This window comes from Zobellella denitrificans (assembly GCF_002237365.1).
In the GTDB taxonomy this organism is placed as follows: domain Bacteria; phylum Pseudomonadota; class Gammaproteobacteria; order Enterobacterales; family Aeromonadaceae; genus Oceanimonas; species Oceanimonas denitrificans.
The window spans coordinates 1-22,659 of sequence record NZ_NMUO01000064.1 but is presented as its reverse complement, the minus strand read 5'-3'; the positions used below and the strand labels follow the sequence as shown (position 1 = coordinate 22,659).

18 protein-coding genes and 2 pseudogenes are annotated in these 22,659 nt (G+C 61.4%); 12 read left to right on the top strand and 8 right to left on the bottom strand.

Annotated features, from left to right (window positions below):
• The 4 genes from CGX12_RS13420 to alr form a co-directional block, all read left to right on the top strand.
• On the top strand, window positions 1–522 hold a 522-nt coding region (locus CGX12_RS13420; protein WP_176442067.1), incomplete at its 5' end, for a phosphotransferase family protein.
• 2 nt (window positions 523–524) lie between these two features.
• Entirely contained in the window at window positions 525–1,535 is a 1,011-nt protein-coding gene (gene nagZ / locus CGX12_RS13415) for a beta-N-acetylhexosaminidase (RefSeq protein ID WP_094040376.1), read from the top strand.
• Window positions 1,536–1,687: 152 nt separating this feature from the next.
• Window positions 1,688–2,980 carry an NAD(P)/FAD-dependent oxidoreductase gene (locus tag CGX12_RS13410; RefSeq protein ID WP_094040375.1) on the top strand — a complete coding sequence of 431 codons (1,293 nt, stop codon included), beginning with the start codon at window positions 1,688–1,690 and terminating at the stop codon, window positions 2,978–2,980.
• Between the two features lie 614 nt (window positions 2,981–3,594).
• Window positions 3,595–4,827 (top strand): alanine racemase, encoded by a 1,233-nt coding sequence (alr, locus tag CGX12_RS13405; protein ID WP_094040374.1) that lies wholly within the window; start codon window positions 3,595–3,597, stop codon window positions 4,825–4,827.
• Between the two features lie 201 nt (window positions 4,828–5,028).
• Here the strand turns inward: alr and CGX12_RS13400 are convergent, their stop codons facing one another.
• The gene (locus CGX12_RS13400; protein WP_094040373.1) at window positions 5,029–5,259 is read right to left on the bottom strand and encodes a hypothetical protein; all 231 of its coding nucleotides are present in this window, start codon (window positions 5,257–5,259) and stop codon (window positions 5,029–5,031) included.
• A 223-nt stretch (window positions 5,260–5,482) separates the two neighbouring features.
• Here CGX12_RS13400 and CGX12_RS13395 point away from each other — a divergent pair, with 223 nt between their 5' ends.
• Window positions 5,483–5,920, top strand: coding sequence for a c-type cytochrome (locus CGX12_RS13395; protein WP_094040372.1), 438 nt, complete (start codon window positions 5,483–5,485; stop codon window positions 5,918–5,920).
• Window positions 5,921–6,068: 148 nt separating this feature from the next.
• Here the strand turns inward: CGX12_RS13395 and CGX12_RS13390 are convergent, their stop codons facing one another.
• Window positions 6,069–6,989, bottom strand: a complete 921-nt coding sequence (locus CGX12_RS13390) for a LysR family transcriptional regulator (RefSeq protein ID WP_094040371.1) — start codon at window positions 6,987–6,989, stop codon at window positions 6,069–6,071.
• Window positions 6,990–7,104: 115 nt separating this feature from the next.
• Between CGX12_RS13390 and CGX12_RS13385 the strand changes: the two genes are divergently transcribed.
• Window positions 7,105–7,833, top strand: a complete 729-nt coding sequence (locus CGX12_RS13385) for an SDR family NAD(P)-dependent oxidoreductase (RefSeq protein ID WP_094040370.1) — start codon at window positions 7,105–7,107, stop codon at window positions 7,831–7,833.
• 200 nt (window positions 7,834–8,033) lie between these two features.
• On the opposite strand, the gene CGX12_RS13380 is transcribed toward CGX12_RS13385, so the two are convergent.
• Together CGX12_RS13380 and CGX12_RS13375 are read right to left on the bottom strand one after the other, a co-directional pair.
• Complete coding sequence (locus CGX12_RS13380) at window positions 8,034–9,422, bottom strand: DEAD/DEAH box helicase (RefSeq protein WP_094040369.1); 1,389 nt, start codon at window positions 9,420–9,422, stop codon at window positions 8,034–8,036.
• A 154-nt stretch (window positions 9,423–9,576) separates the two neighbouring features.
• Complete coding sequence (locus CGX12_RS13375; RefSeq protein WP_094040368.1) at window positions 9,577–9,888, bottom strand: DUF6172 family protein; 312 nt, start codon at window positions 9,886–9,888, stop codon at window positions 9,577–9,579.
• 462 nt (window positions 9,889–10,350) lie between these two features.
• Between CGX12_RS13375 and CGX12_RS19595 the strand changes: the two genes are divergently transcribed.
• The 3 genes from CGX12_RS19595 to CGX12_RS13360 are packed head-to-tail and all read left to right on the top strand — an operon-like array spanning window position 10,351 to window position 13,215.
• Window positions 10,351–11,229, top strand: coding sequence for a hypothetical protein (locus tag CGX12_RS19595; RefSeq protein ID WP_142995628.1), 879 nt, complete (start codon window positions 10,351–10,353; stop codon window positions 11,227–11,229).
• Window positions 11,230–11,242: 13 nt separating this feature from the next.
• The gene (locus CGX12_RS13365; protein WP_094040366.1) at window positions 11,243–11,854 is read left to right on the top strand and encodes an RES family NAD+ phosphorylase; all 612 of its coding nucleotides are present in this window, start codon (window positions 11,243–11,245) and stop codon (window positions 11,852–11,854) included.
• 20 nt (window positions 11,855–11,874) lie between these two features.
• Window positions 11,875–13,215 (top strand): KAP family P-loop NTPase fold protein, encoded by a 1,341-nt coding sequence (locus CGX12_RS13360; protein ID WP_094040365.1) that lies wholly within the window; start codon window positions 11,875–11,877, stop codon window positions 13,213–13,215.
• A 258-nt stretch (window positions 13,216–13,473) separates the two neighbouring features.
• Here the strand turns inward: CGX12_RS13360 and CGX12_RS13355 are convergent.
• Window positions 13,474–14,399, bottom strand: a pseudogene (locus CGX12_RS13355) (ISAs1 family transposase); the annotation flags it as partial.
• An 89-nt stretch (window positions 14,400–14,488) separates the two neighbouring features.
• Here CGX12_RS13355 and CGX12_RS13350 point away from each other — a divergent pair.
• Window positions 14,489–14,680 (top strand): annotated as a pseudogene (locus CGX12_RS13350) (transposase); the annotation flags it as partial.
• A gap of 746 nt (window positions 14,681–15,426) precedes the next feature.
• Here the strand turns inward: CGX12_RS13350 and CGX12_RS13345 are convergent.
• Genes CGX12_RS13345 through CGX12_RS13335 form a run of 3 tightly spaced genes read right to left on the bottom strand, consistent with a single transcriptional unit; the run spans window position 15,427 to window position 20,979 of the window.
• On the bottom strand, window positions 15,427–16,887 hold the full coding sequence (locus CGX12_RS13345; protein WP_094040364.1) for an FAD-dependent oxidoreductase: 1,461 nt from the start codon (window positions 16,885–16,887) through the stop codon (window positions 15,427–15,429).
• Window positions 16,888–16,945: 58 nt separating this feature from the next.
• Entirely contained in the window at window positions 16,946–20,386 is a 3,441-nt protein-coding gene (mfd, locus tag CGX12_RS13340) for a transcription-repair coupling factor (RefSeq protein ID WP_094040363.1), read from the bottom strand.
• On the bottom strand, window positions 20,383–20,979 hold the full coding sequence (locus CGX12_RS13335; RefSeq protein ID WP_254918295.1) for a PilZ domain-containing protein: 597 nt from the start codon (window positions 20,977–20,979) through the stop codon (window positions 20,383–20,385). Before CGX12_RS13335 ends, mfd begins: the two co-directional genes overlap by 4 nt.
• A 68-nt stretch (window positions 20,980–21,047) precedes the next feature.
• Between CGX12_RS13335 and CGX12_RS13330 the strand changes: the two genes are divergently transcribed.
• Together CGX12_RS13330 and CGX12_RS13325 are read left to right on the top strand one after the other, a co-directional pair.
• The gene (locus tag CGX12_RS13330; protein WP_094040362.1) at window positions 21,048–22,259 is read left to right on the top strand and encodes a lipoprotein-releasing ABC transporter permease subunit; all 1,212 of its coding nucleotides are present in this window, start codon (window positions 21,048–21,050) and stop codon (window positions 22,257–22,259) included.
• Window positions 22,252–22,659: ABC transporter ATP-binding protein (locus CGX12_RS13325; RefSeq protein WP_142995627.1), on the top strand; the 408-nt coding region annotated here is incomplete at its 3' end. The genes CGX12_RS13330 and CGX12_RS13325, both read left to right, overlap by 8 nt.

The following is a 22,659-nucleotide window of genomic DNA, read 5'->3' as shown; positions in this document are numbered from 1 at the left end:
GACATGACCCGGCTGATGGCGCGGGTGGCGGCCCTGCACCGGCTGCCGGCGGCCCTGCCGGTGCTGGATTTGCGCGCGCGGCTGGGTCATTATCTACGGTTGTTGTCGCCGCTGCCGGCTGACATCGCCCGGGTGCTGCCCCTGTTCGAGCGCGCCGAGCTGAATCCGCCCTTTTCCCCGGTGTTCTGCCACCACGATCTCAACGCCGCCAACCTGCTGGGCGAACGCCCCTGGCTGCTGGACTGGGAATACGCCGCCCGGGGCGACGCCGCCTTTGAGCTGGCGGTGATCGCCGACAGCTTCGGGCTGGATAGACCGGGGCGGGCGGCCATGCTGGCCGCCTACCGGGCCGGGGGCGGTGAGCTGAGCGAGGCCCGGCTGGCCGCCCGGCGGCCCTGGGTGTGGCTGCTCACGGCGCTGTGGGCAGCGGTGCAATACCGCCAGTGCGGCCAGGCCGAATACCTGGAACAACAGCAACAGGCAGTGCAGCGGCTCTGCCAATATCAACGTGAACGGGAGTGATGATGGGCCCTTTTATCCTCGACCTGAACGGCCACGAACTGGAGGCGGAAGAGCGCGAGCTGATTGAGCACCCCGCCGTGGGCGGGATCATCTTTTTCAGCCGGAATTATCATGACCGGGCCCAGCTGGGCGCCCTGGTCAAGGCCATCCGCAAGGTCAAGCCGGGGCTGCTGCTCACCGTGGATCACGAAGGGGGGCGGGTGCAGCGCTTTCGCGAGGGCTTTTTTCCGCTGCCGGCACCGGGCAAGCTCGCCGGGCTGGACCACCCCGAGCTGCCCTCCCTGCTGGAGGACGCCGGCTGGCTGATGGCCGCCGAGCTGCTGGCCCATGACATCGATCTCAGCTTTGCGCCCGTGCTCGATCTGGAGCGGGGCAGCGAGGTGATAGGGGATCGCAGTTTCGGCGCCGAACCCGAACAGGTGATAGCGAGGGCCGGCGCCTACATCGGCGGCATGAAGGCGGCGGGCATGGCGGCGGTGGCCAAGCACTTTCCCGGCCACGGCAGCGTGCGCGCCGACTCCCACAAGGAAAGCCCGGTGGACGAACGGGCGCTGGCCGAGATAGAAGCGGCCGATCTGGTGCCCTTCAGGGCCCTGATAAGCCAGGGCCTGGTGCAGGGCATGATGCCGGCCCACGTGATCTACCGCGCGGTGGACCCGGAGCCGGCGGGGTTTTCGTCGTTCTGGATCAAGGAGATGCTGCGCCGCCGGCTCGGCTTTAGCGGCCTGGTGTTCAGCGACGATCTGACCATGGAAGGGGCGGCGGTGGCCGGCGGCCATGCCGAGCGGGCGCGGCGGGCACTGGCGGCGGGCTGCGACCTGCTGCTGGCCTGCAACCACCGGGCGGGGGCGGTGAGCATTATCGACAGCCTGGCCCACGATCTGGCACGGGACCTGTCGCCCCTGCGCAAGCGGGACAACGCCGGCGCCGCCCACCTTTACGGCAGCCGGCGCTGGCGCGAGGCGAGCGAGCGGCTGCTGCGCATCTCCCGGGAGCAGGGCTGGACCGGCTGAGCCGATGTTGATTTGATGTGAAAATAAAGTTGTGCTCTCAAACACAGCTTTTAGAATGGCTCCACTCGGCGCGAGTGGAGCCAAGCAAGAATCTGCCGCTATGGGCCGGCCATAGCCGCAGGTTTTTACTTTACACATTGAAGAGGTCAAACATGACAAGGATTATCGTGGTCGGCGGCGGCGCCGGCGGCCTGGAGCTGGTGACCAAGCTGGGACGACAACTGGGGCGCAAGGGCAAGGCGGAGGTGATACTGGTGGATCGCAACCGGACCCACCTGTGGAAACCCCTGCTGCACGAAGTGGCCACCGGCGCCATGGACCCGGGCATCGACGGCCTGAGCTACCGCTCCCAGGCCCACAACCACGGCTTCAGCTTCCATCTGGGCACCCTCACCAATATCGACCGGGAAGCCAAAACCATCACCCTGGCACCCCTGCGCGACGACCATGGTAATCCCATGGTGGGCGAGCGTTATCTCAAATACGACATCCTGGTGCTGGCCATCGGCTCCGTGTCCAACGACTTCGGCACCCAGGGCGTGCGCGAGCACTGCATCTTCCTCGACAGCCCGCAGCAGGCCGAGCGCTTCCACGACGAGCTGATGAACCGCTTTTTGCAGTACGCCGAGAGCGAGACCGTGGACGAAAAGGTCGACATCGCCATCGTCGGCGGCGGCGCCACCGGGGTGGAGCTGTCGGCCGAGCTGTACAACGCGGTGGAGCACCTGGCGGCCTACGGCTTTAAAAAGCTCAACCGCAACTGCCTGCGGCTGACCCTGGTGGAGGCGGGGCCACGCATACTGCCGGCCCTGCCCGAGCGCATTTCCGCCATGGCGCACAAGGAGCTGCGCGAGCTGGGCGTGGACGTGCGCGTCAACACCATGATAGTGGAGGCCACCAACGAGGGGCTGAAAACCAAGGACGGCGAACTGATCCCCGCCAAGCTGATGGTGTGGGCGGCGGGCATCAAGGCGCCGGACTTTATGAAGGACATTGCCGGGCTGGAGACCAACCGCATCAACCAGCTGGCGGTGACCAGCACCCTGCAGACCACCCGCGACGAGAACATTTTCGTGATCGGTGACTGCGCCTTCTGCCTGCAGGACAATGGCAAGCCGGTACCGCCCCGGGCCCAGTCGGCCCACCAGATGGCGAGCCAGGCCTATGACAACATCATGGCCAAGCTCAGCAACAAGCCGCTCAGGCCCTATGTGTACAAGGACCACGGCTCGCTGGTGAACCTGAGCCGCTACTCCACCGTGGGTTCCCTGATGGGCAACCTGATGCGCGGCTCCATGATGGTGGAAGGGCGCATCGCCCGCACCGTGTACATTTCCCTCTACCGCATGCACCAGGTGGCGCTGCACGGCTACACCCGCACCGGCCTGATGATGCTGGTGGGCCGCATCAACCGCTACCTGCGCCCGCGGCTCAAGCTGCACTGATTTTTTAAGCCGGAAGCCAAAAGCCGGAAGCTTGAGGCTGGAAGCCGGAAGGAGCCCTCCTTCCGGCCTGTTCCCTTCTCCGTCATATAGCCGTTGCTGAGGATGCTGCTTGGTGTTGCTGTAGGTGCCGCCTGTAGGTGCCGCTGTAGGTGCCGCTGTAGGTGCCGCTTTAGCTGGCACAAACCGGCACAATCCGGCACAAACCGGCTTGCACCACCTGAACGGTTGCCTGTGCTGTGCTTCCCGCTTCCCGCCATCATGCATAAAAATATTTTGGTGATGATTTGCACACAGCTCCGATGGGTGCCGTTCCGGTGCCGAATATCGGCGTTATCCGCGACAATGGCGGCATCGTGACGGCATCATGAATAGCTTCACATGAAGACTGATCGCGGCTGCTGCATAATTAATATCACTGCTGGCATAACGAAAAGAATTAAGATCTGATTTTGTCTTTTATCTTGGTTTTTAATGTCAAATAAAAGTTAAATTGCACTATTAAGTATTGATTCTTTCCTTGTATAGTGACCGGGCCATCTGCGGGCCGGAAGGGGTTTCCGGCCGGTGAGCTTCACCAATGGAGCAGATGCCCGCCAACTCAAGGAGAGCATTCGATGAAAATGACCCCCACCGTACTGGCCGTGGCCCTCGCCGCCTGTTTGTCCACCCAGGCCCAGGCCGCGCCCATACTGCCGGTGACCGGTCTTGATACCAGCAGCCCGGTTTATCAGACCACCAACGCCTGGATTGAAATCGACCAGGCCGCCTTCGAACACAATATCCGTACCCTGCAAACCCTGCTGGACGGCAAGTCGCAGATTTGCGCCATCATGAAGGCCGACGCCTACGGCCACGGCATTGCCAACCTGATGCCCTCGGTGATCGCCGCCGGCATTCCCTGCATCGGCATCACCAGCAACGAGGAAGCACGGGTAGTGCGGGAAAGCGGTTATGAAGGCCGCATCATGCGGGTACGCAGCGCCACCCAGGCGGAAGTGCGCGACGGCCTGCAATACGACATGGAAGAGCTGTTCGGCGATATCGAGGCCGCCCGCCTGGCCGCCGAAGTGGCCAAGGCCGAGGGCAAGACCTTGCGTTACCACCTGGGCCTGAACGCCGGCGGCATGAGCCGCAACGGCCTGGAAGTGGCCACCGACGACGGCAAGAAAGAGGCCCGTGAGCTGCTGGCGCTGCCCAATCTCGAGCTGGTGGGTATTATGACCCACTTCGCCCACGAGGAAGTGGACGAGGTGAAGAAGGGGCTGGCGCTGTTCCAGCAGCAGGCCCAGTGGCTGATAGAAGACGGCAAGCTGGACAGGGCCAGGCTCACCCTGCATGCCGCCAACTCCTTCTCCACCCTGGAAGTACCGGAAAGCTGGCTGGACATGGTGCGCCCGGGCGGCATCATCTACGGCGACACCATCCCCAGCTACACCGAGTACCAGAAGGTGATGTCGTTCAAGACCCGGGTGGCCTCGGTGAACAACTACCCGGCGGGCAGCCAGGTGGGCTACGACGGCACCTACACCCTGGAACGGGACTCGCTGCTGGCCAACCTGCCCATGGGCTATTCCGACGGCTACCGCCGGGTGTTCACCAACAACGCCCATGTGGTGGTGAACGGCCAGCGCGCCCCCGTGGTGGGCAAGGTGTCGATGAACACCACCATGATCGACGTGACCGACATTCCGGGTGTAAAGCCGGGTGACGAGGTGGTGCTGTTCGGCAAACAGGGCGAGGTGGAAGTGACCCAGGGCGAGCTGGAAGACGCCAACGACGCCCTGCTGGCGGATTTGTACACCGTATGGGGCAACTCCAATCCCAAAATCCTCAAACGCGCGCAATAAAGCGGGAAGCTTGATGCTGGAAGCCGGAAGCGGGAAGAAAAACCGCTTCCGGTTTTTTAGTTTGTCGCTTTTCCCGCCTTGCCGCCGTCCTGTCGTTCAGCCTTGCCGCCGTAGGCGCCGCTTTAGCCGGCGCAAGACAACGGACGAGGCGGCCCTTGCCGGCATGGCACCTCTCTGCAACCCTCCCGCTTGACCCTGGGCTCAGGACGACGACCGCTCGCTTTCCCGCTTCATCAGCATAAAGGTGAGGTACATCTTGGTCGGCAAAGAGAGGATCATGCCCAGCGCCACGCAGCCGGCGCTGATCAGAATGCCCTTTACCCCCAGCGGTTCCATATAGGTGCTGTTGTGCAGGTAAATACCCAGCAAGATCAGGCAGATGCCTACCAGCATCACCCCCTTCAGCACCCGGATTAGCATCTCGTCGGACATGACCCCTCCCGCGAACAGCCGCTACCACCGCACCAGCCTGGCACGGAAGAAGGGGAGGGGACTTGATGTATATCAGATATGGCGTCGTCTTTGGCCGCCGGGGGCTTGGCCGCCATCATTTGACCCCGCTCCCACGGTAAGAACCACCTACACTTTACATGGTTATGTATGTTCTCGGGTGACCCGCGATACCCTGATATCGCGCTATACGGAGTGATAGGCCATGAATAAGCGGCAGATAGGGATAGTCTTACTTGTTGCACTCGGGCTCAGCGGCTGTGACAGAAGCGCGAAAGGCTTCAGTTTGCCGGTGGGCGACGTTGCGCGTGGTGAGCAAGTGTTTATGAATATGCAGTGCCTGAGCTGTCATACCATGGCAGGCTATGAGCGGCCGGCAGGCGAGCATGAGTTATCGATAAGCCTGGGAGGCAAGGTGAAAAGCCTGAAAACCTACGGGGAGCTGGTGACCTCCGTGATTAATCCCTCCCACCGGCTGGCCGAAGGCTATGACCTTTCAACCATCCAGGCCGAGGGAGTATCGGTGATGCCGGTGTATAACGACGTGATGACGGTGACGGAACTCGTTGATCTGGTGACTTTTCTGGAATCCCATTACGAGCTGGAGCCCTATGAGCCAACTCCGTATGGCTCCTACCATTAGCCGCCTTACCCGGAACCTGGCCAGTTAGCCAAAACCGGCGGTCTGCGCTCATGACTGCGCAGACCGCCCTTAACCGAATACGCTTTTTTCAACCAGTATCGCCTTGTAGCGCCCCTGGAAAAGGAGTCCTGCCCGTCTGTGGCTGCTGTTAAAGCTGTGTATCAACACCGTTGAGCTGGCGCATTCCGCTGGATGGAAACTCATTTAATAAAAACTGCCATACCGCCTGCGCGGCCCGGGTACGCTCGCCAACGCACACCAGGTTTACCGGGCTGTGCTCGGGATGACGCCAGTCGGTCAGCACCGGGGTCAGCAGCCCCGCATCACACTCGCGCACAATAAATTGGGGGTCGATCATCATGATGCCCAGACCGGCACAGGCCATATCCACCAGGGCACGGCTGTTGTCGGTTTTAATCGCCGGCGTTACTTCCAGTATCTCGGTCCGGCCGTCACGGCTTTCGAATGGCCAGAAGGCATGGGATCCAAATACCAGACAGTGGTGGCGAGCCAGGTCGTGAGGCGACTCCGGCACACCCTGCTCGGCCAGATACCGCGGCGAGGCAAACCAGCCCCAGCCTTTTTCACCGATTTTACGCGCAATCAGCGACGAGTCGGGCAGTTGCCCTATGCGGATGGCGATATCCACTTTCTCGGCCAGCAGGTCGACGGTTCTGTCTTCCAGACTCAGCTCGAGTTCAATGTCCGGATAGGTACGGCGCAGGCGGCCCAGCAGCGGCACCAGAAACACCTGGCCCATCAGAATGCTGGCGCTGATTTTTACCTTGCCCCTGGGCGTGGCCTGCATATCGTCAACCAGCCCATGCAGATTGGCCAGCACGGTACCCAGTTCGCCGGTGCCGAGCAGCAGGTTGCGGCCAACATCGGTCAGCTGCAGCTGCCGGGTGGAGCGCTGCAGCAGGGGCTGCCCGACAAATTCTTCCAGCTGGCGGATCTTCTTGCTGACCGATGAACGCGGCAGGCCGAGCTCGCCGGCCGCGGCCTGAAAGCTGCCCCGTTCGGCCACCAGATGGAACACGTGCAGCAACGGCAGGTTGAGGTAAGACATTTTCAGCCATTTGTTTCCGTTATGGAATCAGTGAGTAAGCATATTGCTGCCTTATGGATGACAACGCAAGTTGCTAATCTGCCGGGCATACAACGCAATACAGAGGAGAATGCGTATGAACGGCAAGACAATTCTGGTTACCGGCGGTACGGCGGGCATTGGCCGCGCCCTGGCGCAAGCGCTGAGTGAGAAAGGCGCCAAGGTCATCATCACCGGACGCGATCGGGCAAGGGTTGAGCAGGCTGCCGCCACCATGGGTTGTGCCGGTTACGTCGCCGACAGCGTCGACAGCGCTCAGTTAACACAGCTGGCGGCGGCATTGCAGCAGGACAACATCCGCCTGGATGGCCTGGTGCTGAATGCCGGGGTGTTCTACCCCGACGCCGTCACCGCCACCACCGAGGAAGCCTTTGACCTGACCATGGCGATTAACACCAAGGGCCCCTTCATTACCCTGCAACAACTGCAGCCGCTGCTGAACAACCCGTCCAGCGTGGTGTTTGTGTCCAGCATTGCGGTGACCAAAGCCTTCCCGCATGCGGCCGTTTATGCCGCCAGCAAGGCCGCCTTTGAAGCCATTGTACGGGTGGCCAACCTCGAGTTTGCCCCCTTCGGTATCCGTATCAACTCCGTCCGCCCGGGGGTGACGGCGACCGATATCCAGGGCAAGGCCGGCATGAGCGCCGAACAGCAGGCGGAGCTGTTCGGCTCTATGAACGGCACCGTGCTGGGCCGGGTGATGACGCCGGACGATCAGATTGGTGCGATTGAATTCCTGCTGTCCGACCGGTCGCTGGCAATGCGCAGCGCCGTAGTGGAGGTGGATGGCGGCTTCCTGCTGTAAGGGCAAGCCCTGGCTCCGATCCCGCCGTAGGCGCCGCTTTAGCCGGCGCAAGACAACGGACGAAGCGGCCCTTGCCGGCATGGCACCTCTTTGCAACCCTCCCGCGAACAGCCGCTACCACAGCACCAGCCTGGCACGGGAGAGGGGGAGCCACTTGGATTTACATCAGCCTCGGCGGCTGTTGCCGGAGACGGCGCCGATTAACGGGCGTATTTCTCGGCGCGTTTGCCGCGCAGTACTTTTTTCTTCGGCCCGGTGTTTTTCGGGGTGCTCGGCTTTTTCAGGCGCACGGGCTTGGGCGCGGCCTGGTTGCCGGTGGCATCGGCCGGCTTGGCGCGGCGCGGCTTGCCCTTGGCATTGCCCGAGCCTTCCAGCTCGATCACCGTTTCGCTGGCCCGGTTTGCACGCCCGGACAACACCTTGCGCGAGATGCTTTTGAGCAGGGTGCCGCGGTTGCTCACTTCAAAGCCCGGCTTGACGATGCGTTTGATCCCGGTGCCAATCAGCTTTTGAATGCGCTCCAGGGTTTGCTCTTCTTCCCGGCTGACAAAGGAAATGGCGGTGCCGGCGGCCCCGGCGCGGCCGGTGCGGCCGATGCGGTGCACGTAATCCTCGGGCAGATAGGGCAGGTTGAAGTTCACCACATAGTCCAGGCCCTGGATATCCAGGCCCCGGGCGGCCACTTCGGTGGCGATAAGCACCTGCAGCTTGGCGGACTTGAAGTCGGCGATGGCGCGGCGCCTGGAGCCCTGGCTTTTGTCGCCATGGCACACGGCGGCCTCGATTTTGCGCTGCTTCAGGCCGGCCAGCAGCCGGTCGGCCTGCTCCTTGGTGCTGGTAAACACCAGCACCTGGAACCAGTTTTTCTCTTCCAGCAGCTGTTCGAATAGTTCTATTTTGCGGCTTTCTTCCACCGGATAGACCGCATGGCGGACGGTATCGGCCGGGCTGTTGACTCGGGTGACCCGGATTTGCTGATGATTGTGCAGGATCTTGTGGGACAGCTCATTGACCGCCGGCGAGCTGGTGGCGGAAAACAGCAGGGTCTGGCGCTTGGGCGCGGTCAGCTGCATCAGTTTCAGCACATCGGTGATAAAGCCCATGTCCAGCATGCGGTCGGCTTCATCCAGCACCACAAATTCCACGTCGCTCAATGCCACGTTGCCCAGGGTGATGTGCTCCATCAAGCGGCCGGGGGTGCTGATCACCATGTCCACGCCCGCTTTCAGCTTGTTGGCCTGGCCACCCATCTTCACGCCGCCGTAGAGAGCGGTGACGCTCAGCGGCAGATGCCGTGCGTAGCCGCCGATGGCATCGGCCAGTTGCTCGGCCAGCTCGCGGGTGGGGGTGAGGATAAGGGCGCGGGGGCGGCGCTCGACCCTGGCTTTGGGGTTGTCCAGCATGCGCTGCAATACGGGAACGGCGAAGGCGGCGGTTTTGCCGGTGCCGGTTTGGGCGGTCACCTGCAAATCCTTGCCGCGCCGGGCGGGCACTATGGCCTGGGCCTGTACGGGGGTCATAGCACTGTAGCCACATTCTACAAGAGCGCGCTGTAGATCCGGGGCCAGATCCAGAGATGAAAATTGCATAAGAGTTCCTCTGTAGAGTCGCTACAGTCAAAAAAACGAGGGCAGAATATACAGGATTTTGGCGGTGGAAGAGAGGATTGTTTGTGGTTTTGGCGAAATTTTGGCCGGTGGGCCAGGGCGGTGCCGGACCTGGCGGCAGGTCCGGCAGCGGGGCTTAGCCTTCCTCGGCCTCGTCGGCGGCGACGCGGGGCTGATGGTTGCAGGCCCGGGCGAGGATCTCCACGTAGAAGGAGGGCAATTCCTGCGCCACGGCGGCATCGATATGGGCGTTGATTTCAGAGGTGAAAATCTTTTCCGCCGCCGCTTCAGTGGCACCGAAGCGGCAATCGAAGGTCCAGTAGTCCATGCCCGCCGGCAGTGCCTTGCGGCGCTCCCGGTTCAGGTATTTTCTGATGTCGTGCTTGATGGCGTCCACCAGACGAGCCGGCTTCAGCCTGGGGTGGGTCAGGGCGATGGTCTTTTTCATTCAAAATCCTAGGGGTGTGTACAAGAGTCAAGCCGAGTCGGCTTTTAAAGGCGGATTCTACATGGATGGGCAGAAGATAACTGCCCATTTCTGCGATTTTTTGTCCGTAAGGGGAGGCAAGCGGGGTCAGATGGAGAGGAGCTGGCCAGGTGATAGCCAAATGGGCCGTAAATGTCAGGCCCGGCTCCAAGACCTGGGAAAAAGGCAAGACCTGCCCCCTGGGCGCGACCGAGGCGAAAAGCGGGGTGCTGGTACGGAAATTTTCTCCGGCGCTTGCAGGGAGCGACTTAAACGGGGGTAAACGCATCTGCTTAGGAGGGCTCCAGTGCCCTATCCACGCTCAGTGTGGTGCCCGTTGTCCCATCGGTAACAAAAACATGCTGAAATAATGTGCTTGTCCAAACTGTCTCATATATGCTTCATAAGTACCTTGCTGAGAAAAGTTGGACAGGAGGCAATACGATGACCAAGCAAACTGGTGCTACATTAGAGTCTTCAGTTGTAGCTGAGCTGGATAGTGCCGTTGTAAAACAGGTCAAAGCTTATGCCCGCATATTTCGGCCAAAAAAGAGGAAAGCTGTTGTTACAGCACAAAACGTTGGTGTTATCCGTGCCAAAGCCGGGTCAAGAAGGGTCAGAGCTGCCAGAAAAGCATCGTTCGAACGCGTAATTACAGTGACTAAATCAAGAGATGTCGTAACCCCAAGTGCGAACATTTCTCAGTTGTATCTGCAGATAAGTGATCTGATTCTGCGACTTGATACTCAGGTATCGCCCGCGACCGAGCATGATAAAGCAGAACAGCATGTTTTACGTAGAGTCCATTCCATCACATCTAATCTCCTTGATGATGAAAAGGAAGGCAACCTTGCCACCTTGTCGGCCATGGACGATACCGAGTTGATTTACCACCTTGCTATGCGCAGTTTGGAAAACAAGAGCAACGACAATGCCCGCCTGATGCGGATGCAGCTCAAGGGAGCCCAGCGTTTTGAGTCATTACTGTCGCGCCATGATGGGGATACTGACGTTGAAGGGGCAGCCAGGCTTTTGGGGGCAACAACAGATGCCATTCGTAAACGGATACAGCGTCGGGGGCTGGCAGCGTACAAAAAAGGAAGCGCTGTCCGTATCCCCTGTGCTCAGTTCAAGGACAACCAGGTACTGGACGGACTCCCTGAAGTGCTCAAGCAGTTACCCTCGGCAGAAGGAAAAGCGGCCGTGCTGGCGTTGCTGACCCCTAGCGACTCGGGTAAATCCATTATCGAGCTGCTGAGGGAAGGCGACAAGTCTAGGGCTATTGCCGAGGCCAAACATCATCTGCAACATATAGGCCGGTAAGGTAGGGGGCATTATGAGCCGATTACCGGAAGCGCTTGATGTCCTGGACAAACTACCGACAACGCCTATCCCTGCAGGAAGTGCATGGCTTCGTGGCTCCAGCCTGGAGTACGATGGTCCGCTGTTCTTCAATTCAGAGCCCGGTGGTCGCTTCAATCCATACGAGGGCAATTTTGGGACCCTGTATCTTGCGAAAAACCTAGTGGGCGTGCTTGCAGAAACGGTCTGCCGTGGCGCCGCCGAAAAAAGGCTGGATGAGCGGGTGGTATCACTGGATGAGCTTAAAAAGATGGCCTGTTTCCGGTGCAAGATCAAGGAGCCCTTGCTCCTGCTCGACTTTACTGTGCCCAACTTGGCCAAGTATAGGTTGGATGCTCGTATATACAGTGAATACGATGGGAGTTCTCCTGGAAAAGAGTATATCTTTGGGCCTCTCTGGGCCGACCTCGCCCAGTCTCTGGGGTGTAATGGTATTCTCTACCCGTCAAGACATCATACGACGAGCCACTGTCTGGCCTTGTTTAACCCACCCTCTTTGACTCATTCCTACGCTCAGCTCCATACCTTCGAACATGCGGATGTGCTGACAATATTGGATGAGGAGTTTGACTGGGGCATTATCTGAATAACTGATAAGGGATAAAAATGAAACTGACCATACCCCCTCTGCAAGTTGACCCCAACGAGCCATTTAAAGACGATCTGTTCCAGCGTAGACCCTTTGCCGAGTCCCTGACCAATCTGGTCAAGCATTGCGATGCCCCCCTGGTGCTGGGGCTGGACGCGCCATGGGGCTCGGGCAAGACGACCTTTCTGCATCAATGGAAGGCCCTATTGACCTCAGACCCTGAAATCACGGCTGTCTATTTCGACGCCTTTGAGCATGATACTGGCGAAGACCCGTTTATTTCTCTGGTAGGGTTGCTGGCCGATGTAGCCCGTCATACTGAAGGTTCAGATGCGGATGTAGTTGAGCAAAGGATTATCGACACAGCAGCAAAATTGGGAAAAGCCATACTCCCGTTCGCATTCAAATCGGTTATCAGAGTGGCAACAAACGGGTTGTTAGATGGAACGCTACCAGAAGATCTTGATAAAGATGCGGCTGACGCAGTAGAAGCCAGTATCAAGCAACACTTGGAGGCGCGTCAAGGCCGTGAAACCGCCTTGCAGGCATTCCATCAGGCGGTAGAGCAGCTCACTCCAGACAATGGCAAATTGCTGATTATCGTGGACGAGTTGGACCGTTGCAGCCCTCGCTTTGCCATTGAGGTGCTGGAGCGCATCAAGCACCTGCTGTCCGCCGACAATACCATTTTTGTGCTGGCCACCCATCGCCAACAGCTGGAAGAGTCGATCAAGGGGGTTTATGGGCCGGGGATTGATGCCGGGCGCTACCTTCAGAAATTTATTCATATATCCACATCACTGCCTAGCTTCAATAACGATAATCAGAGAACAAACAGCTCTAACTACTTCATTCATCTTCTACGTGGCATGGGTGTTGATGAATATGTTGGGGAAGAGATGGATGCATATGACGACGCATTTCGATGCTTTGATAAAAACGAGGAACTGTCACTGAGAGATGTCGAGAGGATGACATCTTGCATTGCTTGGTACTTTTCGGTGACGAAAAAAAGAAATGCTTGTCTTCACTGGCTGGTTGTGTTTTTAGCGTATCTCAAAGTTATTAAGCCTTATGTTTTTTACGAGTTACAACAAGATAAGTTGTCATTTGATTTATTGGTTGATTCTTCTGGTGTAAGCAGCTGGCTGGATTATGGAAGTTACAAGGATTCTTGGGGTAATGATGTGGATTTTTATCTAAAAACTTGGCTGGAGTATTGTCTGATGGATAAGATAAAACCGGATGACGATAAATATGATTTTATTGTCAGTAGGTTGAATGGCATAGGCTTTTCAAATCGAAAGAGGGTGTTGATGCACCTGGTTGAAGCCATGAATACGTTCAAGCTCCAGTAGCAAAGCCCCTTAATCTCCCCTCCTGCACTCCCTCCGGCACACTCGGCCCATCGTTATCAACGCCGAGTGACCGGATATGCGCCACATCCCCACCGCCCTTGCCGTACCCAGGGCGGGAGCATACTTTTCCTAATATTTATCCTTTTGGCGTTCGTACGTAAAATTTCGTGCGTTATCTAGAACGAAACGGTGGAGATTTCACGTAGAGATGCATGTTTTGTCTATAAAGCATCCGTTTTTGAAGTATGCTCCCGCCCTGTCCAGAACGTAATGTTGACTGTTTTCTATCCGCCAATGCTGACGGATATAGTGCCCCAGCAGCTTATGCTTGGGTGACAAGGAACTGACATAGTAAGAGGTATCCACCGTCCCTTTACCACCAATGGAACGGTGTCGTTCAACGGCAATGATACTGCGGATAGTCGGCCATTTTTCTGCTAGCTCTGCAGGTAGTTTTGCTTTTAATTGAAAGACATAGCGCTCTTCCTTGCGACCTGACCGGTTTCCTTGTGCTCAACGACCACTTTCTCTTTGCGGGCGTCGAAGACCGCCTGGAACTGAGACTGGACGGCTTTGCGTAGCGTGGGCTGATTGTGTTTAACCTGCACCACGACATGGGCTTTTTTGTCCTGGATTTTTTCCAGGGTCTCCCGCTGACAGTGCAGCGCATCCAGGGTCACCACGGCGCCTTTGAGGTTGAGCATATCCAGCATGTCCCGGACCGTCGCGATTTCTCCCTTCTTGGACGGGGTGGCTTTTTGACTCAACACCAGGCCGTTTTCGGTATCGTAAGCCGTGACCAACTGCACCGCCTGAGTAGCGTTATTACGATAAGACCCGCGCAACACCTTGCCGTCGAAGGCAATAATGGGCTTGCCATGATGGGTGCGATGTTCATTGACCCAGTTCAGCAAAGCCTCCAGCAAGGCCTCCAGCAAGGATTCAATCACTATGCAGCGGAGAATGCGTGCAATGGTATGCCGACGCGGAATGCCATGAGTAAAGGGGCGGTACCGACGCAACCAGTCGGCTTTGGCATCGCCATAGGTTTCAATGTCTTGCCAACCTTCAGCACCAGCCATGATGGCGCTGATAACCAAGAACATGACGTCCACCAGGTCATGCTTTTGGTTGATATCTGAACGGGTTTCTTCAACAAGGGTAAGGTGTTCGATCAGGGTCATGGTCAGGCTCCTTCGGCAAGAGGTGCTGATTAGATCACAGACGATCCACACGTTCAAATTTCATTAACAAAGTATGCTCCCGCCCTGACGTTCTGGATGTGGTGTTCAATGAAGATGCCTCCCGGATTGCCACTGGTGGCGCGGTCGAAAACATGGCGTTGTTCCGGCGGTTCGTGATGAATATCCTTAAGCAGAGCGAATGTGGTGCACCGGGTCAGCGTAACAAGCTGAAGCGGGCCAGTTGGAACGACGATTATCGGGCCCAATTATTCTTTGGTTAAATTTACAGCAAAGGGTGCTCCCGCCCTGGCTCCGCAAGAGACAAAAAGAATTCAGATCGAGCGAGAGCAGTACGTGTATACGTAGCATTCATAGACAAATAAAATCCATACTAAAGCGAGATGAAGTGTCGGCATGTCGGCGGCTCATTTGCAAATCACAGTCATTGTTCTGGTCATATGTTGCGTTGATGTGGCTACCCCGTAATACGGGTTGTATAGAATGCTTGCTCTACCTTCAGGCTGCTCCTGTGTTCCTGCAATCTCGTAGCCTCTTGGGCACACTGAATTGGCTTTTTCGATGCAAGCAGACATTGCCCCACCTGAGCAATCAACATAGTATGCCTGCCTAGGTCCGCCGGTATTTATAGGGGTCGCTGTTGCACACCCATTAATCAATGCCACACCCAAAAGTGCTGGAACTAAGAAGATGAATCTATCCATAACTACACCTGCAACTTCAGAGTTGAATCAATAATTTTAGTTGACCACTATATTTGGCACTTGGCTAAAAATAAATTTACAAGTTGATGTGGAATGTCGGTTTTAAGCCTGTCGGGCACACATCAACGACTACGCTACCGCCCTTCTCTTGCAGGCGAGCGACCTATCTTTGTCGCACTGGTCAGGCCAGTGGCCTGACTACGGCTGAATTAATGTGATGCTTTGAATTATAGGAGGTGGAGCTTGCAGATAGGAAGGTTTGGCAGACGGAGTAGGGGGATGCCGGGCATAGGCCCGGCATGGACTCAGCCCAGCTTGCGGGCCAGCTCCTGGGGGTAGCCGCGCTGGCGGGCCAGGTGCACGGCGGTGGCTTCCACTTTGGCCGGATCCTGGTCGGCGGTGATGGCCAGGGTGGGGGAGAGCGCGGGGGGCCGACTGGCCGCGGACTGGCCCAGCCAGCCCAGCTCCGCCAGCTTGCCGACGATGCGGTCGGCGGCGGTCAGCGCCGAGGAGGCTTTTACGATTTCCACCCGGGCGTAGTGGCTGCCCTCGAAGGACACATCCGCCGCCCGCAGCTTGGGATCCGAGCCCGGGATCTGCTGGGCGCCGAACAGCGGCTGGCCGGCGGGCTCGGCCCCGGCAAAGGCGGGCAGCAGCCGGGCCAGGTGGGCGATGGCGCCGCGGGTGCGGGCGTCCACGTCCTCGGCCTGCCAGCCCTGGTCGATCTGCCGGCGATAGTGCTCGGGCAGGCGGGGCTGGGCGCTGTCGGCGCTGCTCGCCACCAGGCCGTCCTTGAACAGGGTGATGGCGTCGGTCATGCCGTGCAGCTGGAACAGGCCGCCGGGGTAGGGGGTCAGCTGGGCCATGCCGTCCGGGGTGCCGCGCTCGCCGTGGAAGATCACCTCGGGCCACTGGCCCGACACCGGCCAGCGGGCCAGGTAGGCGGCCTTGTATTCCACCAGCCGCTGGCGGCGGTAGCCGGCCATGTCGTCCACCAGGCCGGTGCGAAAGCCGCAGGCGTTGACCAAAAAGTCCACCTCGTCCTGCCGCTCGCCGGCCGGCCCCTGGCTTTTAATGCGCCAGCCGCCCTCGACGGGGGCCAGCTCGGTGGCTTTGGTGTTCAGCCGCAGCTCGCAGTGGGGCGAGGCGGTCAGCGCCAGGGTGGCGGTGGCGGCCATGCGGAACAGGCTCCAGCCGTATTCCTGCACCAGCACCAGGGGGAACTTGAGCCGGTCCGGATCCAGCCGTTGGGCCAGGGGCACCAGCCAGTCGTCCGGACGCTGGGCCCGCTCGGGCAGGGGGCGGCGGGCCAGGGCCTCGAATTGCGCCCGGTCGTAGCAGCGGTAGTAGTCTTCGGGCTCGCCCAGCACCCGGTTGGCCGGGTCTTGTGCCACCAGCCGGCGGTATTCCTCCGCCAGCAGGGCCAGGCGCGGCAGCAGGGCGCGCGGGTCGCCCGCGTCGGTCACCGGAACCGCCACTACCGTGGGGCGGCGGTTGATGCAGTGGGGGTAGGCGCGCACCGAGGCGATGGACTGGCGCAGCAGCGCCAGGCACTGGTCGTCGCCTATTTCCCGGTAGAGGTTGCCGCCCGCGTGCAGGTGGCAGATGGGCGGGCCCTTTACCAGGCCGTCGCTCGCCTCCAGCAGCAGGCTGTCAATGCCCAGGTCGGCCAGGCGCAGCGCCACCGTGGCGCCGGCCACGCCGCCGCCCAAAATGCCGACCCGCAGGGGGCCGTGGGCGGTGGCGTTACAGCAGGGTGATGTCATTTGGTCTCTGTCGTTCATCGCAGGCCGGCGCCGCCCTTCCCGGGCGGCGCGGGCGGGGTCAAATCCGGTGAGCCTCCAGCTCCTTCAGCATGTCGCCCACCAGGGCCAGCCGGGCCTTGGCGTCCTGGCTTGGAATGGCAAAGCGCAGCCTGGTCGGGCCTTCCATCCTGTAGATGCGCGGCTGGCTTTGCAGCAGGCCCACCAGGTAGCCGGGGTCGACTTTCGCATCCTGGCCAAAGGCGAGGGTGCCGCCCTGGGGGCCGGCGTCGATTTTCTCTATGCCGAGCCGGCTGGCCCTGAGCTTGAGCCCGGCCAGGGCCACCAGGTTCTTGCCCGGCTCCGGCAGCAGGCCGAAGCGGTCAATCAGCTCCACCTGCAGCTCGCGCAGGGCGGCGTCGTCCTCGGCGGCGGCGATGCGCTTGTACATGGACAGGCGCATGTTCACGTCCGGAATGTAGTCGTCCGGCAGCAGGGCGGGCAGGCGCAGCTCTATTTCGGTCTGGGCGCGCAGCAGCTGATCCAGGGCCGGCTCCTTGCCGGACTGCAGCGCCTTCACCGCCTGCTCCAGCATCTCCATATAAAGGCTGAAGCCGATGGCGGTGATCTGGCCGCTCTGCTCCTCGCCCAGCAGCTCGCCGGCGCCGCGGATCTCCAGGTCGTGGGTGGCCAGGGCAAAGCCCGCGCCCAAATCCTCCAGCGCGGCAATGGCCTCCAGCCGCTTCTTGGCGTCGGTGGTCATCCGCTTGGGATGGGGGGTAAGCAAATAGGCGTAGGCCTGGTGGTGGGAGCGGCCCACCCGGCCGCGCAACTGGTGCAACTGCGCCAGGCCCAGCTTGTCGGCGCGGTCCATGATGATGGTGTTGGCGCTCGGCACGTCGATGCCGGTTTCGATGATGGTGGAGCACAGCAGCAGGTTAAAGCGCTGGTGGTAAAAGTCGGACATCACCCGCTCCAGCTCGCGCTCGCGCATCTGGCCGTGGGCGATGCCGATGCGCGCCTCGGGCACCAGGGCGCGCAGGGCGTCGGCGCTGTTCTCTATGGTCTGCACCTCGTTGTGCAGGTAATACACCTGGCCGCCGCGCTTGAGCTCCCGCAGCACGGCCTCGCGCACCAGGGCCGGATCGTGCTCGCGCACAAAGGTCTTCACCGCCAGCCGCTTGGCGGGCGGGGTGGCGATGATGGACAGATCGCGCATGCCGCCCATGGCCATGTTGAGGGTGCGGGGAATGGGGGTGGCGGTCAGGGTAAGGATGTCCACGTCGGCGCGCAGCGCCTTGATCTGATCCTTCTGCCGCACCCCGAAGCGGTGCTCCTCGTCCACGATCAGCAGGCCCAGATCCTTGAACTTCACCTCCTGGCTCAGCAGCTTGTGGGTGCCGATCACAATGTCGATGCTGCCGTCGGCCAGGCCGGTGAGCGCCTTGTCCTGCTCCTTGCCGGTCTTGAAGCGGCTGATCATCTCCACCCGCACCGGCCAGTTGGCGAAGCGGTCGCGGAAGTTGTCGTAGTGTTGCTGGGCCAGCAGGGTGGTGGGCACCAGCACCGCCACCTGCTTGCCGCCGTGCACCGCCACAAAGGCGGCGCGCATGGCCACCTCGGTCTTGCCGAAGCCCACGTCGCCGCACACCAGCCGGTCCATCGCCTTGGGCTGGGTCATGTCGGTCAGCACGGCGTTGATGGCCCTGAGCTGGTCGTCGGTTTCCTCGAAGGGGAAGGCGTCGCAGAACTGGCGGTAGGCGCTCTTGTCGTGGGTCACGGCCTGGCCCGGCTTGGCGGCCCGGCGGGCGTACACGTCCAGCAGCTCGGCGGCCACGTCGCGCACCTTTTCCGCGGCCTTGCGCTTGGCCCTGGCCCAGGCGTCGTTGCCCAGCTTGTTGAGGCTGGGATCGTCGGCGCCGCTGTAGCGGCCCACCAGGTGCAGGGCGGTCACCGGCACATAGAGCTTGTCACCGCCGGCGTATTCCAGGGTGAGGTATTCGGACTTGAGCCCGCCCGCCTCCAGGGTCTGCAGCCCCATGTAGCGGCCCACGCCGTGGTCCAGGTGCACCACCGGCTGGCCGATGGACAGCTCCGCCAGGTTGCGGATAAGGGTGTCCGGGCTCAGGGCCGTGGATTTTTCCCGCCGCCGGCGCTGGATCACCCGGCCGCCGAGCAGGTCGCCCTCGCACACCAGGGCGAAGTCATCATTCAGCACAAAACCCTGCGACAGGGGGCTCACCAGCAGGCCGAGGCGCTCGTCGCCGGCCGCAAAGCGGCCCAGGCTGTCCACCGGCCAGGGTTTGAGCGGGCTGCCCGCCAGCAACTCCAGCAGCGCCTCGCGCCGGCCGGCGCTTTCCACCGAGAACAGCACGCGGCCGGGGAATTGTTCGCAAAAGGCCAGCAGCCGGGCCAGGGGCTCGGTTTTCTGGTGCTCTACCTCAAGCTCCGGCAGGGGCGCCAGCGGGGCGTTGGTCCGGTCGCCCTTTTCCAGCACCGGGGTCTGGCTCAGTTGCAGCCGGGGCCAGTGGTTGAGCCGGTGCAGCAGCTCGTCGGGCCTGAGATACAGCTCCTCGGGGGCGAGCAGCGGGCGCAGCGGGTCGTGGCGGCGGTCTTCGTAGCGCCCCGCCACCTCCTGCCAGAAGGTCTCGGCGGCCTCGAGCAGCTCGCCCAGGCCCAGCACCAGCAAGTGGTCGGGCAGGGAGTCGAACAGGGTCTGGGTCTGCTCGAAAAACAGCGGAAAGTAATATTCGATGCCGGGCGGAAACTGGCCCTGGCTTACCCTGTGGTAGAGCGCCTCGGGCTCGTTGCGCAGGGCAAAGCGCTCCCGGTACTGGCCGCGAAAGCGCTCGATGGCGGCGGCGTCGGTGGGGAATTCCCGCGCCGGCAGCAGCCGGATCTGCTCCACCTTGTCCTTGGAGCGCTGGGTGTCGGGGTCGAAGGGGCGCAGGGTGTCGATTTCGTCGTCGAAAAAGTCGATGCGGTAGGGCTCTTCCGCCCCCATGGGAAAGAGATCCAGCAGGGCGCCGCGGGCGGCGAACTCGCCGTGCTCCAGCACCTGGTCCACCGCCCGGTAGCCGGCCTGCTCCAGCCGCCGGCGCAGGGCGTGCAGGTCGAGCCGGTCACCGGTGTTCAGCAGCAGGCTGTTCTGCTCCAGCCAGGCCCGGGGCGGGGTGCGCAGCATCAGGGTGGTCACCGGCACGATCAGCAGGCCCCGCTTTAGGGCCGGCAGGCCGTACAGGGTTTCCAGCCGCTGGGAGAGGATGTCCTGGTGCGGTGAAAAACTGTCGTAGGGCAGGGTTTCCCAGTCCGGGAACAGGTGCACCGGCAGGGCCGGGTCGTCGGCCAGCAGGTGGCTCACTTCCTGCTCCAGGCGCAGGGCGGTGGGGGTGTCGGGCACCACCAGCAGCACCAGTTGGGCCTGCTGGCGCACCTGCCCGGCGATGGCGAGCGACAGGCTGCTGCCGATAAGCCCGCCCAGGCTGGCCCTGGGGCGGGGAGTGGGGCTGGGGATCTGTATCATGAGGCGGAGTGGTCGTCTTGTTGGGCGCGGCGCTCGGCGCGGGCCTTGAGTTGTTTGGCCTGCAGTTGCAGGCTGGCGCGGATCAGGGCGTCCCTGTCCTGCTCGCGGATGGCGGTAAAGTCGCAGCGGTAGTGGCCGGGCTCGGCCTCGGCGCAGAGGACGCCGTAGGCGTATACCGCCACCGACTGCTCCGGCAAAAACAGTTTGACCCTTACCCGGGCCCCGTCGGCCAGGGGCTGACGCGAGACGAAGCGAAAGCCGCCGCCGCCCAGGCTGATGGTCTGGTAGCGCTGGTCCGGGCTGTCCTGGCCGGCGAGCACATAGCTCAGCACCAGGTCGATTTTGCGCGACTGCTGGTTGATCACCTCCACCAGCTCGGCGGCGTGCTCGTCCAGGTTGCGCAGCAGCCGGGCGTTGTTGGTGTCGATGCGGGTGACTTCGCTGACCAGCTTGAAGGGCGCGGGGATTTCAGCCTCCAGGGCGTCCTCGCCGGGCACGCTTTCGCCCTCGGCCAGGGGGATCAGGTTGACCTGGGCCTGGTAGTCGACGCTGAAATAGGGGTCTGTCATGGTTTGCTGCTCTTGTTGCGCCATTCACGAACCTTTATTATTCCGCAACTCGCGGGTGACGTAAAACCCTTTGAAAAACGGATGATTAGACCATGTTTCAACCCCTGACGCTGATGTTGGGCCTGCGTTATGCCGGCGCCCGGGGGCGGCGCAGCTTCGCCTCCTTTGTTTCCGGCTTCTCCACCATCGGCATTCTGCTGGGGGTGGCCGCCCTGATCCTGGTGTCGGCGGTGATGAACGGTTTCGAGCAGCAACTCAAGGATCGCCTGCTCGGCGTCATCCCCCATGCGCTGGTCACCGGCGACCAGCGCCGCCTGGCCGAGCCTTCGCAGTACGCCGCCCTGTTCGACGGAGCCGCCGTGGTGGCGGCCAGCGCCCCCTTTATCAGCGCCGAGGCCATGGTGCAGGGGCCGGGCCACCTCACCGGGGTGGAGCTGTACGGCCTGGATCTCGCCAACGATCAGGACCGCCTGCTGCAGGGGCTGGACCCCCGCACCCGGGAATATTTCGAATACCTGCCCTACGGCCTGGTGATGGGCGTGGGCGTGGCCCGCAGCCTGGGGGTGGTGCCCGGCGACCAGGTGCGGGTGACCGTGACCGAAGGCAGCCGCTTCACCCCCCTCGGCCGGGTGCCGAGCCAGCGCATCTTCACCCTGGTGGGCACCTTCAGCACCGGCCAGGACGTGGACAACCAGGTGGTGCTGGCCCGGCTGGAGGACGCCGCCCGCCTGCTGCGCTACGGCGACGGCGAGGCCTCGGGCCTGCGCCTGTGGCTGACCGACCCCTTCGAGCTGGAGCGGCTGCCGGCGCTGCCGGCCGGGCTCAAATACGAGAGCTGGCAGCAGAGCCGGGGCGAGCTGTTCCAGGCGGTGGCCATGGAAAAGCGGCTGATGAGCCTGATGCTGGCGCTGATCATCCTGGTGGCGGCCTTCAATATCCTCTCCGCCATGGTGATGGTGGTGACCGACAAGGAGGCCGAAATCGCCATGCTGCAAACCCTGGGACTGAACCGGGAGCGGGTGATGGCGGTGTTCATGATCCAGGGCGGCTTCAGCGGCGTGCTGGGCAGCCTGCTCGGCTTTGCGCTGGGGCTGCTGCTCTGCCTCAACCTGGACGGGGTGCTGAACACCTTCGGCATCAACTTTTATTCCGCCGCCGGCGGCAGCCAGCTGCCGGTGCTGCTGCTGCCCGGCCAGCTGATCCTTATTCTTGTTTCCACCCTGTTGTTGTGCGTGCTGGCCAGCCTGTATCCGGCCTGGCGCGCGTCGCGCGTTCATCCTGCCGAGGCACTGCGTTATGAGTAACCCCCTGTTAGTGGTCGAATCCTTAAGCAAAACCCACCAGGACGGGGACCAGCCGGTGCATATCCTGAACGGTGTGAGCCTGACGCTCGAGGCCGGCCAGAGCCTGGCGGTGGTGGGCAGCTCGGGCTCGGGCAAGAGCACCCTGCTGCACCTGCTCGGCAGCCTGGATGCGCCCAGCCGTGGCCGGGTGCTGGTGGAAGGGCAGGATCTGCACCGGTTGCCGGCCCGGGCCCAGGCCCGCTTTCGCAACCAGAAGCTGGGTTTTGTGTACCAGTTCCACCACCTGCTGGGGGAGTTCAGCGCCCTGGAAAACGCCGCCATGCCGCTGCTGATCGCCGGCCGGCCGGTGGCCGAGGCGAAGGCGCGGGCCGAGGCCCTGCTGGGCCGGGTGGGCCTGGGC